The organism is Lentzea sokolovensis (assembly GCF_033949975.1).
Lineage (GTDB): Bacteria > Actinomycetota > Actinomycetes > Mycobacteriales > Pseudonocardiaceae > Lentzea > Lentzea sokolovensis.
Window position 1 is genome coordinate 555,451 of sequence record NZ_JAXAVU010000009.1, and the last position, 13,922, is coordinate 569,372.

Sequence of the window (13,922 nt, forward strand, 5' to 3'; positions counted from 1 at the left end):
GCGCCGCTGCCCCTTCGCTAATGTGGGCGACGTGCCAGCCAAAGCCGTCGACCCCGCCGAGATGCGAGCCGCCGTGCAGGCCGTGCTCCCCTGGCTGCGCGGTGAGGCTGACCAGCCAGAACGTCCCGTGCTCGCCGCCGCCGTCCGGCTGAGCCTGCGCACCCTCGAACGGATCGCCCCCGGCCGCAGCGTCGAGGTGCGCGTTCCGCCGTTCGCCGCCGTGCAGTGCGTCGAAGGTCCGCGCCACACCCGCGGCACGCCCCCGAACGTAGTGGAGACCGACCCCCGCACCTGGCTCGAACTGGCCACCGGAGGCCTGGCGTGGGCCGACGCGCTGGACGGAGCCCGGGTCACCGCGTCGGGGACCCGAGCCGACCTCTCACACCTGCTGCCGGTCGTGAGGTTCTAGAACCACGACCCGATCGTCTTGACGGCTCCGCCGACGCCGTCGACGACGTCCTTGCCGAGCTCCACCGCGTTGCCGATCGTGTCGACCACGACGTCACCGGCATCACTCGCGACCTCGCCGACGGTGTCCACCGCGTGCCCGGCCGCGTCGCCCCAGCGGCCGTTCGAGATGTCGTCCACGACCTGACCGCCACCGCGCCAGACGTCCTCGCCCATGTCGACGACCTCCTTGCCGGTGTTGACGCCCCAGTCGATGACCGGGCCGACACCGGGCAGGTCCGAACCGGGCACCTCACGCGGCGTGGGCGCGTCCTGCCAGCGCTGCTCGGTGACGCTGCCGCCCTCACCGTTGGCGATCTTCGCGATGTTGCTGAGCGACTCGGTGCCCTTGTCGTAGTAGGACGAATGGGCGTGCCCGATCCAGGACTCACCGGACGTGCCGAACGTCTTGGCGCCGAACGAGGAGTCGTACGGACCGGTCGACGACCCGTCCTTGGTGAACCAGTCGCCGCTCGTCGCCTGGATGACCGGGTCGTGTTCCGTGCCGCCGACGTAGACGTGCCCGCCACCGGCCGACAGCTGGTCGACGTTGGACGCACCGACGCCGGGCGAGCCGACGAACACGATGTCGTCCGCTTTCAGGCCGTTGTCCATCGCGGAGTAGCCGACGACCGTGCTGCCGTAGCTGTGGCCGATCACCGTGACGTGCGCGTTGGGGTTGGCCGTGCGGTAGCCCTCGACGTCCTTCGCCAGGATCTGACCACCCTCGATCGCCTGCTGGGGGTCGTTCACCTGACCGGGCAGGAACTCCGGTGCGTCGTAGCCGAGCCACTGGATCGCGGCGCCGTCCCGCCCCATCTTCTCGCTGAGAGCCGAGGACTGCTCCAGGCCGAAGCTGCTGAGCGTGGACGTGGTGCCGGGCACGCACACCGCGACGTTCTTCGCGGTGTCCGGGTTGCCGAACGCGACGGCGATCGCGCCTTCCTTGGCACCTGCACCGTCCGGGCTCCACGCGAGGACGTACGCCTGCTTGCCGCTCTCCTCGCTCAGCTGCCCGGCCTTCTGCAACGCGCCCACCGCGTCATCCGCGTTCTTCGCGCGACGGGCCGCCTCGTCGTACTGCGACATGAGCTGCGAGCCCTGCGCGTCGTTGCGCAGAGCCCGCTGGCCTTCTGCCGAGTTCGGGTCGACGCCGAGCTCGCGGGCGCGGTCCGCCAACTGCTGCTTGAGCTGGTCCTTCTCCGCGTTGAACCGGGCCGCGTCCTCCGGGATCCGCTTGCGGTTCGCGTAGTCCAGCACGTCGGCGGGCAGGCCGCGGAGCTGGCCGAGTTCCTGGTACTTGGTGTTCTTGAGCGCTTCCTGCTGTTCCTTGCTGAGCGACTTCCACCAGTCGGCGACGGCCTTCGGGTCGGAACCCGGCGGCGGCACCGGAGGCAGCGCACCGCCCGCACCTCCGCGCTGGGCGGCGCGGTCCCAGCCGCAGTCGGTGCGCGCGGACTCCTCGAAGCCCGGCGGGATCTTGGTCAGCGCACTCGCGTAGGAGCGCAGAACGTTGTTGTAGCCCGACTTCACCTTGTCCAGGTGCTGGTTGACCTGGTTGGCGAGCTGGCGGGTCTGCTCCTCGTCCATGCCCGGCGGACGGCCACGCCACACGCCGATCGCCTGGTCGGCCGCGCCACGCATCTGGCCGTAGGCACGCGAAGCGGCCTGCACGATGTCGACGCCCGCGCCGAGCCGTTCGGCAGCGGCCTTGGCAGCGGTGGCGGACAGCTGGGCGCGGGCGGTGAACTTCGTGGCGGCGTCGCCGGTCCAGTTGCAGACGGCGGTCTTGCCACCGTTCGCGACGGACTCGCCCGCCCGGCCGACCGCGCTGATCGCACCGGTGATCGGGTCCGCGGCGGCGGCGATCCGGCCGACATCACCGGACGCGAGCCTGCCGTAGAGGCTCTCGGGATCCGTGTAGCTCACTGACCGCCCCCAAATCCCGCCATGAGCTTCTTCAGCGCGGACGTGTGGTCCTCGTCCGTGCGCTGGTAGGCCTCGGCGTTCGACACGAGACCCTCCGCCGCGTCGGTGAACCAGGAGGAACCGCGCTGCAGGTCCTGGGAGTGCGTGCCGACGAACTTCGACAGCGCGTCCGCGAACTCCGCGGCGGCGTCGACCTCCCCGAACGCGCCCGCGTCGAGCTGGAGCATCGAGATCATCTCCGCTGCCTCGCGCACCGCGTCGGAGCCGTTGCCGAACTCCTTGGACGCGTTGCGCAGCAGCTCTGGCTCAACGCCGAACATCGCCACCCCCTGTTGGTCACCGATCAATGCGACGCAGATACATGATGGCCGGTTCCCCACTCATCGATGGGCGGTTTCGGGCACGATGTCGTTCATGGTGCAGACAGGGTGGACGGCCCAGCGGTGGACCGCTGTGTTCATCGAGCAGGCCGAGTTGTTCCGCAAGGCGGTGGCAGACGCGGACCCGGCCGCCCAGGTGCCGACGCGTCCCGGCTGGACCGTCCAGGACCTGGTCATCCACCTCGGACGCTTCCTGGAGACCTCCACCGAGTACCTGCGCACCGGCAGCCGCACCGCGATGCGGCCGCCGCCCCCGCAGGCGGGACTGACGCCGCTGCAGTACCTCGACCTGCAGATCTCCGCGGCCGCCGAGATCCTGACGGCCGTGCCGGGAAACCGCCCCGTCTGGACGTTCTCGCCCGCAGCGCCCGATCTGGCCTGGGTGTGGCACCGCCGGATCGCGCACGAGACGGTGCTGCGCCGGTTCGACGCGCAGACGGTCGTGCGCCAGGTCGTGGCCACGGACGCGGACCTCTGCGCCGACGGCATCGACGAGGTGCTGAGCACGATCGTCGCGGCCAATCTTGACGGCGACGTGCCGAGCACCGTGACCGGCACCGCGGTGGTTCGCCCTACCGACGTTCCGGAGTCGTGGCTGATCTCCTTGGTGGCTGGCGAAGTGCCGGAGGTCCGTGCCGCGGCCCCCGGTGAAGAGGGCGACGCGCAGGTGACCGGCGAGGCCGAGGTCGTCTACTTCTGGCTCTGGAACCGAATGAACTTCAAGGAGATGACCGGCGACCGGCGCGTGCTGGACGTCCTCCAGGTCGGACGGGGGCACTGATGCGCAAGCTCACTGCGGTACTGCTCGGCTGCCTGGTGCTGACCGGGTGTGCCGCGAACTGGCAGGCGCCAGAAGTGAAGTACAAGATCGCCTCGGTGAACAACAAGTCCCCTACCGAATTCTTCGTTCTCGAGTTGGTGGGCGACGCTCCCAAGGGCGCATTGGAACCTGCGCAGCTGAACGGGAAGTTCATGCAGACCTACCTGATCGAAGGTGCTGAGGTCGGCGATGAGGTTCTCTGTCAGGTCGAGCAGGAGAAGGGCAACGCGTTCGGGAACTCGAACGTCGTGACGCACCTGAAGAACTGCAAGAAAGCTTGATGCGCAAGATCATCGCGGCGCTCGCGGCCTGCCTGGTGCTGGCCGGCTGCGGGCTCGGCCGCTGGGAAGGCGAGATCCGCTTCAACGTCACCAGCATCAACAACTGCTACAAGGGCTACAGCGACGTCATCTGTGCGACCCGGATCTACCTCGACGTCGTGGGCGACCTGCCCGCCGGCGCACCGGGGAAGAGCTCCTTCAAGGGAGCCTTCGTCGAGCCGGACGACTTCGAGGACGAGTCGAAGGTGCGCGACCAGGTGGCGGTGGGCGACGAGATCATCTGCGTGGGCCAGGAACAGTCCGAGGGCTTCGAGTACCTCAACGGCAACCCGCTGGAGCTCTCGAAGTGCCGGATGGCATGAGTTTCATCACCTCACCAGGGGTCTGAAGGGGGTGGTTGGCCCCCTGCTCCACTTACACTCGGGTTGCAGCCAGCCCCATCGTGAGGGAGCCAATTCGGTGGTCGACGACCATTCCCAGTCCGAACAGGAACCCCGTGAGGAGTGTGGCGTCTTCGGCGTCTGGGCTCCCGGTGAAGACGTCTCGAAGATGACCTACTACGGGCTCTACGCCCTGCAGCACCGCGGCCAGGAGGCGGCGGGCATCTCGGTCGGAGACGGGGCGCAGGTCGTCGTCTTCAAGGACCTCGGACTCGTCAGCCAGGTGTTCGACGAGCAGGTCCTGCAGAGCCTCAAGGGCCACGTGGCCGTCGGGCACTGCCGCTACTCCACCACCGGGTCCACGACCTGGGAGAACGCGCAGCCCACGTTCCGCACCACCGCCGCCGGCTCCGGTCTGAGCCTCGGCCACAACGGCAACCTGGTGAACACCGCCGAACTGCTGGAGAAGGCCAAGTCGCTCGGCATCGTCGAGCGCAACGGCGCCACCACCGACTCGGACATCCTCTGCGGCCTGCTCGCCCACGCGGCGGCCGACAAGGGCATCGAGCAGGCCGCGCTGGAACTGCTGCCGACGGTCAAGGGCGCGTACTGCCTGACGTTCTCCGACGAGTCCACCCTGTACGCGGCGCGCGACCCGCACGGCGTCCGCCCGCTGGTGCTCGGCCGGTTGGAACGCGGCTGGGTCGTGGCGAGCGAGACCGCGGCACTCGACATCGTCGGCGCGAGCTTCGTGCGCGAGGTCGAGCCCGGTGAGCTGATCGCGATCGACGGTGACGGCCTGCGGTCGACCCGGTTCGCGACGCCGGAGCCCAAGGGCTGCATCTTCGAGTACGTCTACCTGGCGCGTCCGGACACGACGATCTCCGGCCGCGGCGTCCACGCGACGCGCGTCGAGATCGGCCGCCGCCTCGCCAAGGAGCACCCGGTCGAGGCCGACCTGGTGATCCCGGTGCCGGAGTCCGGCACGCCCGCCGCCATCGGCTACGCGCAGGCCAGCGGCATCCCGTACGGGTCCGGCCTGGTCAAGAACGCCTACGTCGGCCGGACGTTCATCCAGCCGTCGCAGACCATCCGCCAGCTGGGCATCCGGCTGAAGCTGAACCCGTTGCGCGACGTCATCCGCGGCAAGCGCCTGGTCGTCGTGGACGACTCGATCGTCCGCGGCAACACCCAGCGCGCGCTCGTCCGCATGCTGCGCGAGGCCGGCGCGCTCGAAGTGCACGTGCGGATCGCCTCGCCGCCCGTCAAGTGGCCGTGCTTCTACGGCATCGACTTCGCCTCGCGCGCGGAGCTCATCGCGAACGGCCTGGACGACGACGGCATCCGTCGCTCGGTCGGCGCCGACTCGCTCGGGTACGTGTCGCTGGAGCAGTTGGTCGCGGCGACCGAGCAGCCCAAGTCGCGGCTGTGCTCGGCGTGCTTCGACGGCGAGTACCCGATCGAACTGCCGCAGGACGCGCTCATCGGCAAGCACCTGCTCGAAGGCCTCAAGGGCGTGTCGGGCTCAGCCGCTCCCGTTCTGGCGAGCGGCTATGGTGCCGAAGACGCCCTGCGTCGTCCCTGAGCACCCAGATCCAAGTGGAAGAAGTTGACGTGACCGACAGCGCCAAGGCCACCTACGCCGCCGCCGGAGTCAGTATCGCCGCAGGTGACGAGGCGGTGGAGAAGCTCAAGCCGTGGGCGGCCAAGGCGCATCGGCCCGAGGTGCTCGGTGGCATCGGTGGCTTCGCCGGCCTGTTCCAGCTCAAGCTCGACCGCTGGAAGGAGCCGATCCTCGCGTCCTCCACGGACGGCGTCGGCACCAAGATCGCGATCGCGCAGGCGCTCGACAAGCACGACACCATCGGCATCGACCTCGTCGCCATGATCGTGGACGACCTGGTCGTGTGCGGCGCCGAGCCGTTGTTCGTGCAGGACTACATCGCGGTCGGCAAGGTCGTTCCGGACAGGATCGCGTCGCTGGTCAAGGGCATCGCCGAAGGCTGTGTCCAGGCCGGTTGCGCGCTGCTCGGCGGCGAGACCGCGGAGCACCCCGGCCTGATGGGCGACGACGACTACGACATCTCCGGCACCGGCGTCGGCGTGGTCGAGCACTCCAAGCTGCTCGGTCCCGACCGCGTCCGCGACGGCGACGTCGTGATCGCGATGGGCTCGTCCGGCCTGCACTCCAACGGCTACTCGCTCGCCAGGCACGTGCTGCTGGAGATCGCGCGCATGCCGCTGGAGGGCCACGTCGAGGAGTTCGGCCACACCCTCGGCGAGGAGATGCTGGAGCCGACCAAGATCTACGCCAAGGACTGTCTCGCGCTGATCGCCGAGACCGAGGTCCGCGGGTTCTCGCACGTCACCGGTGGTGGCCTGGCCGCGAACCTGGCCCGCGTGCTGCCGGAGGGCCTGCACGCGACGCTGGACCGCGGCACCTGGACGCCCGCGCCGGTCTTCCAGCTCATCGCCCAGCGCGGCCGCGTCGAGCGCGAGGAGATGGAGAAGGCGTTCAACATGGGCGTCGGCATGGTCGCCGTTGTCGCACCCGAGGACGTCGACCGCGCGCTGGCCGTGCTCACCGCCCGCCACGTCCCGGCGTGGGTGCTCGGCGAGATCACCAAGTCCGAAGAGGGCGGCGCCAAGCTCGTCGGCGACCACCCGCGATTCTGAGGCAACCTCCCGGCCCGGTCGTCGCGTACTAAGCGGCGACCGAGGAGGGGGCACTTGGACCGCGACCGCGAGTTCGGGGAGTTCGTCGACGCCCGTGCGCTCGTCATGCGCCGCACGGCTTATCTGCTGTGCGGCGACTGGCACCGCGCGGAGGACATCGTCCAGACCGCGCTGATCAAGATGTACGTGGCCTGGTCGCGCGTGCGCAAGGACAGCGTCGACGCCTACGCGCGCAAAGTGCTCGTGCGCACCGCCATCGACGAGACCCGGCGCGGGTTCTTCCAGCGCGAACGCATCGTCGACGCCGTGCCCGAACTGGCCGTCACGGACTCGTCGTCCGACCTGGACCTGCGTGAAGCCCTCGACACGTTGCCTCCGGGGCAACGCGCCGTCGTCGTGCTGCGGTACTGGGAGGACCTGAGCATCACCGAGACCGCCCGCATCCTCGGCAGGACGGAGGGCACGGTGAAGAGTCAGGCCGCCAAGGGCCTCGCCGCGTTGCGCGACCTGCTGGAGAACGAGCCGGTGTCGCGGATCCACACCTCCGAGGTGATCCGCAAGGGCAGGACCAAGCTCGTCCGCCGGCGCACGGCCATCGCGGGGGCGATGGTGTTCACGCTGCTCGCCGGGGTCGGCGTGACCGGGTACCTCGCGGCGGTGCCGCACAAGGCGTCGGCGCCGACGACGTCCCAGGACTCCGGGGGTGTGGTCGACCGCAACGCCCAGCTGACGGCGTTGCTGAGGAACGGCTACCAGCTTCCGCCCGGCATCACCGCCGAGGACGTCCCCGAGATCAGGGCGCAGGCGTTCGTGTTCTTCACCCGCGACACCAACACGCCCGACAACAAGCGACGAGCCGTGGCCAGGCTGCGAGACGCACAGGGCGTCGGCGGCGTCACGATCGCGATCGGCCGTGCCACGAGCTCCGACCCGGGCAACTGCGACGATCCGTCGTGCCGCGTCGAGGAACGTGACGGCATCAGGATCCGCAGCATCCAGCTGCCGAGCACGACCCCAGGGGCGCAGATGGTGTACGTCGACGCCATCCGCCCCGACGGCACGAGCATCATGCTCAGCAGCGACAACATCGGCCGCTTCAGCAACGCGGTGTGGGGCGACCCGGACATCGGCGGGGCTCCGCAGCGGTCCACACCGGTGCTCGACCGCGAGGAGCTGATAAAGATCGCGACATTGCCGGGCCTCACCTTCTAACCTTGAGGCATGAACGACGTGACCGTGACGAGGACGCTGGTGGTGCCGGCGTCCGAGCTGCGCGAACGTTTTTCCAGGTCAGGTGGGCCGGGCGGGCAGGGAGTGAACACGGCGGACAGCCGTGTGGAGCTCTCGTTCGACCTGGCTGCCTCGCCGTCGATCCCCGCTCACCTCAAGCAGCGGATGCTCGACCGGCTGGCCGGCAGGCTCGTCGACGGCGTGCTCACGATCGCCGCCTCCGAGCACCGCGCGCAGCTGCAGAACCGCGCCGCCGCCCGCGAACGCCTCGCCGTGATCCTGCGTGAGGCCGCTGCGCCACCGCCTCCGATGCGCAGGGCGACCAAGCCCACCAGGGGTTCGCAGGAACGCCGCATCGCCTCGAAGAAGCGCCGTGCGGACACCAAGCGCGGCCGCGGCCGTTCAGGCTCCTGGGACTAGCGCGTAGATCCGTTCGGGCCGGCCGGTTCCGCCGTACCGCAACCGGACCTCGGCCCGTCCCGTCGACACGAAGTGCTCCAGGTACCGGCGCGCGCTGACCCTCGCGACACCGGTCGAGGAAGCGCATTCCGACGCCGACAGCCCTTCCGGGTGCGACCGCAGCGCGGTGTCCACGAGCCGCGCGGTCTCCGGTGTCAAACCCTTGGGCAGCAACGGTTTCGAGGTGGGTCGCGCGCCGAAGACCTGGTCCACGTCCGCCTGCCCGGCCGAGTCGAGCCGGTGCAGCTTGTCCCGCAACGACGCGAAGTGCGCGAGCTGGTCGCGCAGGGCCGAGTAGTCGAACGGCTTGATCAGGTAGTGCAGCACGCCTCCGCGCATCGCGCTGCGCACGGTCTCGACGTCGGTCGCCGCCGTGATCACGATGACGTCCACGTCCTCGTTGGCGCGCAACGACTTCAGCACGTCCAGCCCGCTCTGATCCGGCAGGTAGATGTCGAGCAGAACGAGGTCCGGCTTCAGCGAGGCGGCCAGTCGCAACGCGTCCCCGCCGGTGTGCGCGACCCCGACGACCTCGAACCCTTCGGTGCGCGCGACATAGCCGCTGTGCACCTTGGCCACCATGAAGTCGTCGTCGACGACCAGCACCCGGATCACCAGGGCAGCCTTGCCGTGAACACCGAACCGGACACGCTCACCGAACCGCCGCGCCGCAGGCACGCCCGCCTGATCAGCGCGAGCCCGATGCCGCGTTCGCCGTGCGATGCCGCCTTGGTCGTGAACCCGTGCCGGAACACCTCTTCCGCGAGTTCCGGCGCCACACCGGGACCGGAGTCGCGCACCACGACCTGGACCTCGTCGTCCAACTGCATCACACCCACCTCGATCCACTTCCCCGCGCCGTTCGTGTGCAGCGAACTCAGCGCGTCCAACGCGTTGTCGACGAGATTTCCCAGCACCATCACCAGATCCGCCGACAGCGCCTCGTCGACCCTGCCCAGCACGCTGTCCGGGCCCAGCCGCAGCGCCGTGCCGCGTTCGGCCGCGAGCGACGCCTTGGCGATCAGCAGCGCGGCCACGGCGGGGTCGCCGATCGACTCGCCGACCTCGGTCCGCCACTGGTCCTGCGCCGAGCTGATCTGGTGAATGTAGTTGGTGACCTCGTCGTACTCCTTCAACGAGATCAGCCCGGCGATGGTGTGCAGCCGGTTCGCGAACTCGTGCGCCTGCGCCCGCAGCGTGTCCGTCGCGTGCTGCGAGGCGTCGAGTTCGTGTTGCAGCGCAAGGAGTTCCGTGCGGTCTCGCAACGTCACGACCGCGCCCGCGCCGTCGATCGGCATGCGGTTCAGGGTCAGCACCACGCCCTGCCGCAGCACCAGCTGGTCGACACCGGTCGCGCGGCCGGTCAGCACGTCGCGCAGCCGGTCGTTGAGCTCCAGCTCCTCGACCGAGCGGCCGACCGCGTCCTCCGGCAACGCCAGCAGGTCGCTCGCGTGGTCGTTGACCAGCGTGATCCGGTTCTGCCCGTCGAGACCGACGACGCCCTCGCGGATGCCGTGCAGCAACGCCTCGCGGTTCTCGACCAGTGCGGTGATCTCGTGCGGCTCCAGCCCGAGTGTCTGGTTCTTCACCCTGCGGGCGAGCAGCAACGACCCGGTGACGCCGATGAGCAGCGCGATCGCCAGGTAGCGCAGCACGTCGACCGGCTGCTCCAGCGCGCCCGCGAAGATCCCCGGTTCCTCGGCGCCCGCGATCACCATGCCGTTGACCTGGCGGCTCGTCGGGTCGAACACCGGCACGTGCGCCTCGATCGAGTCGCCGATGGTGCCCGTCCAGGACCGGCCTTCCAGCGCGGTCCCGCGGGTGTCCAGAGTGGACCCGATCTGGGCCGGGTCCGGTGAGGCGATCACGAGCCGGTTCTCGTTGAGGATCAGCACGTAGGAGGCGCCGGACAGGCTGCGGGCCGTCTCCGCGGGCGCGGACAGCAGGCGCCAGTTGCCCATCTCCTCCTGGACCAGCGAGTTCGCGGCGACGGTCTCGGCGACCGAGAGCATCCGCCGTTCCTCGTTGGAGCGAAAGTTGCTGCCCGTCTGGACGACAGTCAGCGCGCCCACCGCGCCCAGTAGCAGGGTGACGACTACGAGTTGCCATGCGAGGAGCTGACTGGCCAGGGAACGGCGGCGACGCATGTGACCTCCCGTGACCAGAAAGACCGAAAGAAACCTTAGAAGCGCAAGAGCGACATCAAGGTTTACACGAGAGCAACATGTCCAACCACGCGGACGAGAGGCGGGGATCACAGTGTCGGTGAAGGTGTGGGTGGCGGTGGCGACGGCGTTGCTCGCCGTCCTGCTCGTGCCGCCGCTGCTGACGCCGGGTGCGGACAGCGGCGAGACGAGCCAGGTACGAGCACTGCGGGTGCTGGTGCCGAACGCTCCTGGCGGCGGTTACGACATCACGGCACGCACGGCGGCGAAGGCCATGGAGGACGCTGACCTGCTGCGCAACGCCGAGGTGTTCAACCTCCCCGGCGCGGGCGGCACGGTCGGACTCGGGCGCACGGTCGGTGAGCGCGGCAACGGCAAGCTGATCATGTCGATGGGTCTGGGCGTCGTGGGCGCGGTGTACACGAACAAGTCGCCGAACTCGCTGCTCGACACCACCCCGATCGCGAAGCTGATCGAGGAACCGGACATCGTCGTGGTCGCGAAGGACTCGCCGTACACGTCGATGCAACAACTCGTCGACGCCTGGAAGGCCAACCCCGGCACGGTGACGGTCGGCGGCGGCTCGGCTCCCGGTGGCCCCGATCACCTCGCGCCGATGCTGATCGCGAAGGCCGTCGGGCTCCAGCCCAAGACCGTCAACTACATCCCGTTCGACGGCGGTGGCGAGCTGCTCGCCTCCGTGCTCGGCGGCAAGGTCGCGTTCGGCGTCTCCGGCGTCGGCGAGTACCGCGACCAGATCCAGGCCGGCACGTTGCGGGTGCTCGCGGTGACGAGCAAGGACCGCATCCAGGGCATCGACGCGCCGACGTTGCGGCAGTCCGGTGTGGACGTCGAGTTCACCAACTGGCGCGGCATCGTCGCTCCTCCCGGCATCTCGGCGACCGACAAGGCGAAGCTGGTCGAGGTGTTCCAGAACCTCCAGAAGACGCCGCAGTGGAAGGAAGCGTTGCAGCGCAACGGCTGGACGGACGCCTTCGCGCCGGGAGACGAGTTCAGGACCTTCCTGGAGAACGAGAACAAGCGGGTGGCAACGGTGCTCAAGGACTTGGGGCTGGCATGACGACCGTGACGAAACCGGAGCGGAAGAACTGGCTCCGCGAACACTCCGAGCTGGGCATCTGCGCCCTGCTGGTCGTGCTCGGCGTGCTGGTGCTCACCGACGCGCTGCGCATCCCCACGGACTTCGCCCAGCGCGGCCCCGTCGGCCCGAAGGCGGTGCCGATCCTGGTCGGCTCGCTGCTGCTGATCGTCGCCGCGCTGCTGGCCCGTGACGTGTTGCGCGGCGGTAAGGGAGAAGCGGAGGCCGGCGAGGACGTCGACCTGTCCGCACCCGCCGACTGGCGCACGGTTCTCCTGCTGTGCGGCGCTTTCCTCGCGAACGCCGCGCTGATCGGCGTGGTCGGGTTCCCGATCTCCGGCGCGATCCTGTTCTGGGGTGCGGCCTACGCGCTCGGCAGCCGCAACCTGGTGCGCGACCCGTTGATCGCGGCCGGCCTGTCGATCTTCACCTTCGTCGTGTTCAACAACCTGCTCGGTGTCCCGCTCCCCGGTGGCCCGTTGATGGAGGTGTTCTAGGTGGAACAACTGCTCGACGGCTTCGCGACCGCGCTGACGCCGACACACCTGCTGCTCGCCGCGATCGGCGTCCTCCTGGGCACCGCGATCGGCGTCCTGCCGGGCATCGGCCCGGCCATGGCGGTGGCCCTGCTGCTGCCCGTCACCTACGGCATGGAGCCGACCGGCGCGTTCATCATGTTCGCGGGCATCTACTACGGCGGCATGTTCGGCGGTTCGACCACGTCGATCCTGCTGAACACACCGGGTGAGAGCGCCGCGGTCGTGGCCGCCTTCGAAGGCAATCCCATGGCCCGCAAGGGACGCGGTGCGCAAGCGCTTGCCGCCGCCGCCATCGGCCACTTCACCGGCGGCATCATCGGCACGATCCTGATCGTCCTGCTGGCGCCGTTCGTGGCCAAGCACGCCGTCGACATCGGCGCGCCCGACCTGTTCGCGATCATGGTCCTGGCGTTCATCGCCGTGACCTCGGTGCTCGGCGCGTCCCGGATCCGCGGGGTCGCCTCGCTGCTCATCGGTTTGACCCTGGGGTTGGTCGGCCTGGACGAGATGACCGGCCAGCAGCGCCTGACGTTCGGCTCGCTGCACCTCGCAGACGGCATCGACATCGTCATCGTCGCGGTCGCCCTGTTCGCGGTCGGCGAGGCCCTGTGGGTAGCGGCCCACCTGCGCCGCAAGCCGTTCGAACCGATCCCGGTCGGCCGCCCGTGGCTGTCGCGCGCCGACCTCAAGCGCACCTGGAAGCCGTGGCTGCGCGGCCCGGTGATCGGGTTCCCGTTCGGCGCGATCCCGGCCGGCGGCGCGGAGATCCCGACGTTCCTGTCGTACGTGACGGAGAAGCGGCTCTCCAAGCACAAGGACGAGTTCGGCAAGGGCGCCATCGAAGGCGTGGCTGGCCCGGAGTCCACGGCCTCCGCCTCCGCCGCGGGCACCCTGGTCACGATGCTGACGCTGGGCCTGCCGACCACGGCCGTCGCGGCGGTCATGCTCGCGGCGTTCCAGCAGTACGGCATCCAGCCGGGCCCGCTGCTGTTCCAACGCGAGTCCGGCCTGGTGTGGGCGCTGATCGCGTCGCTGTTCATCGGCCTGACCCTGCTGCTGGTGCTGAACCTGCCGCTGGCACCGCTGTGGGCGAAGCTGCTGCGCATCCCCAGGCCGTACCTCTACGCGGGCATCCTGTTCTTCGCCTCGGTGGGCGCCTACGCGGTCAACGCGGACATCTTAGACCTGCTGCTGATGTTCGTGATCGGCCTGCTGGGCTTCGGCATGCGCCGCTACGGCCTGCCGGTGCTGCCCGCGATCATCGGCGTGATCCTCGGCCCGGCCGCGGAACAGCAGATGCGCCGCTCGCTGCAGCTCTCCGACGGCTCGCTGACGGGCCTGGTGAACAGCCCGATGGCGATCGTGGTCTACGTGATCATCGTGGTGATCCTGTTCTTCCCGCTGATCAAGCGCTTCCTGCCGAAGCCGCCCGCCGCGGCGGAGCCGGAACGCGAGAAGGTCGACGCCTGATCGCACGCGAAAGCCCCCGCTCTCCCGGCGGGGGCTTTCGCGTTTCC

Annotated in this window: 15 protein-coding genes; 11 read left to right on the top strand and 4 right to left on the bottom strand. The window is 69.4% G+C overall.

The genetic code is table 11. The features are described from left to right. Window positions 1-61: 61 nt before the first annotated feature. A complete protein-coding gene (locus tag SK854_RS20130) occupies window positions 62-409 on the top strand; it encodes a sterol carrier family protein (RefSeq protein ID WP_406601804.1) in 348 nt (115 codons plus the stop codon). On the opposite strand, the gene SK854_RS20135 is transcribed toward SK854_RS20130, so the two are convergent. Together SK854_RS20135 and SK854_RS20140 are read right to left on the bottom strand one after the other, a co-directional pair. Continuing rightward, window positions 406-2,376 carry an alpha/beta hydrolase gene (locus SK854_RS20135; protein ID WP_319976640.1) on the bottom strand — a complete coding sequence of 657 codons (1,971 nt, stop codon included), beginning with the start codon at window positions 2,374-2,376 and terminating at the stop codon, window positions 406-408. The genes SK854_RS20130 and SK854_RS20135 overlap by 4 nt on opposite strands. Then, complete coding sequence (locus tag SK854_RS20140; RefSeq protein ID WP_319976641.1) at window positions 2,373-2,696, bottom strand: type VII secretion target; 324 nt, start codon at window positions 2,694-2,696, stop codon at window positions 2,373-2,375. The genes SK854_RS20135 and SK854_RS20140 overlap by 4 nt, the downstream gene beginning before the upstream one ends. A 94-nt stretch (window positions 2,697-2,790) precedes the next feature. Between SK854_RS20140 and SK854_RS20145 the strand changes: the two genes are divergently transcribed. The 7 genes from SK854_RS20145 to arfB all read left to right on the top strand — a co-directional run bounded on the left by SK854_RS20145 (window position 2,791) and on the right by arfB (window position 8,563). Beyond that, window positions 2,791-3,537, top strand: a complete 747-nt coding sequence (locus tag SK854_RS20145; RefSeq protein WP_319976642.1) for a maleylpyruvate isomerase N-terminal domain-containing protein — start codon at window positions 2,791-2,793, stop codon at window positions 3,535-3,537. Next, window positions 3,537-3,857, top strand: coding sequence for a hypothetical protein (locus SK854_RS20150; protein ID WP_319976643.1), 321 nt, complete (start codon window positions 3,537-3,539; stop codon window positions 3,855-3,857). The genes SK854_RS20145 and SK854_RS20150 overlap by 1 nt, the downstream gene beginning before the upstream one ends. Continuing rightward, window positions 3,857-4,219, top strand: coding sequence for a hypothetical protein (locus SK854_RS20155; protein WP_319976644.1), 363 nt, complete (start codon window positions 3,857-3,859; stop codon window positions 4,217-4,219). Before SK854_RS20150 ends, SK854_RS20155 begins: the two co-directional genes overlap by 1 nt. Before the next feature lie 97 nt (window positions 4,220-4,316). Beyond that, window positions 4,317-5,822 (top strand): amidophosphoribosyltransferase, encoded by a 1,506-nt coding sequence (purF, locus tag SK854_RS20160; protein WP_090066113.1) that lies wholly within the window; start codon window positions 4,317-4,319, stop codon window positions 5,820-5,822. Between the two features lie 29 nt (window positions 5,823-5,851). Next, the gene (gene purM / locus SK854_RS20165) at window positions 5,852-6,913 is read left to right on the top strand and encodes a phosphoribosylformylglycinamidine cyclo-ligase (protein ID WP_319976645.1); all 1,062 of its coding nucleotides are present in this window, start codon (window positions 5,852-5,854) and stop codon (window positions 6,911-6,913) included. Window positions 6,914-6,967: 54 nt separating this feature from the next. Beyond that, window positions 6,968-8,125 (top strand): SigE family RNA polymerase sigma factor, encoded by a 1,158-nt coding sequence (locus tag SK854_RS20170; RefSeq protein WP_319976646.1) that lies wholly within the window; start codon window positions 6,968-6,970, stop codon window positions 8,123-8,125. Between the two features lie 9 nt (window positions 8,126-8,134). Beyond that, window positions 8,135-8,563: an alternative ribosome rescue aminoacyl-tRNA hydrolase ArfB gene (gene arfB, locus SK854_RS20175; protein WP_319976647.1), complete on the top strand. Its 429-nt coding sequence runs from the start codon at window positions 8,135-8,137 to the stop codon at window positions 8,561-8,563. Here the strand turns inward: arfB and SK854_RS20180 are convergent. Both SK854_RS20180 and SK854_RS20185 read right to left on the bottom strand, forming a co-directional pair. Continuing rightward, entirely contained in the window at window positions 8,546-9,217 is a 672-nt protein-coding gene (locus SK854_RS20180; protein WP_319976648.1) for a response regulator, read from the bottom strand. The two genes, arfB and SK854_RS20180, sit on opposite strands and share 18 nt — an antisense overlap. Then, entirely contained in the window at window positions 9,214-10,749 is a 1,536-nt protein-coding gene (locus tag SK854_RS20185; RefSeq protein WP_319976649.1) for a sensor histidine kinase, read from the bottom strand. Before SK854_RS20185 ends, SK854_RS20180 begins: the two co-directional genes overlap by 4 nt. A gap of 130 nt (window positions 10,750-10,879) precedes the next feature. On the opposite strand from SK854_RS20185, the gene SK854_RS20190 reads away from it, so the two are divergent. Genes SK854_RS20190 through SK854_RS20200 form a run of 3 tightly spaced genes read left to right on the top strand, consistent with a single transcriptional unit; the run spans window position 10,880 to window position 13,875 of the window. Then, window positions 10,880-11,848 carry a Bug family tripartite tricarboxylate transporter substrate binding protein gene (locus SK854_RS20190; protein WP_319976950.1) on the top strand — a complete coding sequence of 323 codons (969 nt, stop codon included), beginning with the start codon at window positions 10,880-10,882 and terminating at the stop codon, window positions 11,846-11,848. Continuing rightward, window positions 11,845-12,363: a tripartite tricarboxylate transporter TctB family protein gene (locus tag SK854_RS20195; protein ID WP_319976650.1), complete on the top strand. Its 519-nt coding sequence runs from the start codon at window positions 11,845-11,847 to the stop codon at window positions 12,361-12,363. The genes SK854_RS20190 and SK854_RS20195 overlap by 4 nt, the downstream gene beginning before the upstream one ends. Further along, complete coding sequence (locus SK854_RS20200; protein WP_319976651.1) at window positions 12,364-13,875, top strand: tripartite tricarboxylate transporter permease; 1,512 nt, start codon at window positions 12,364-12,366, stop codon at window positions 13,873-13,875. Window positions 13,876-13,922 lie beyond the last annotated feature (47 nt).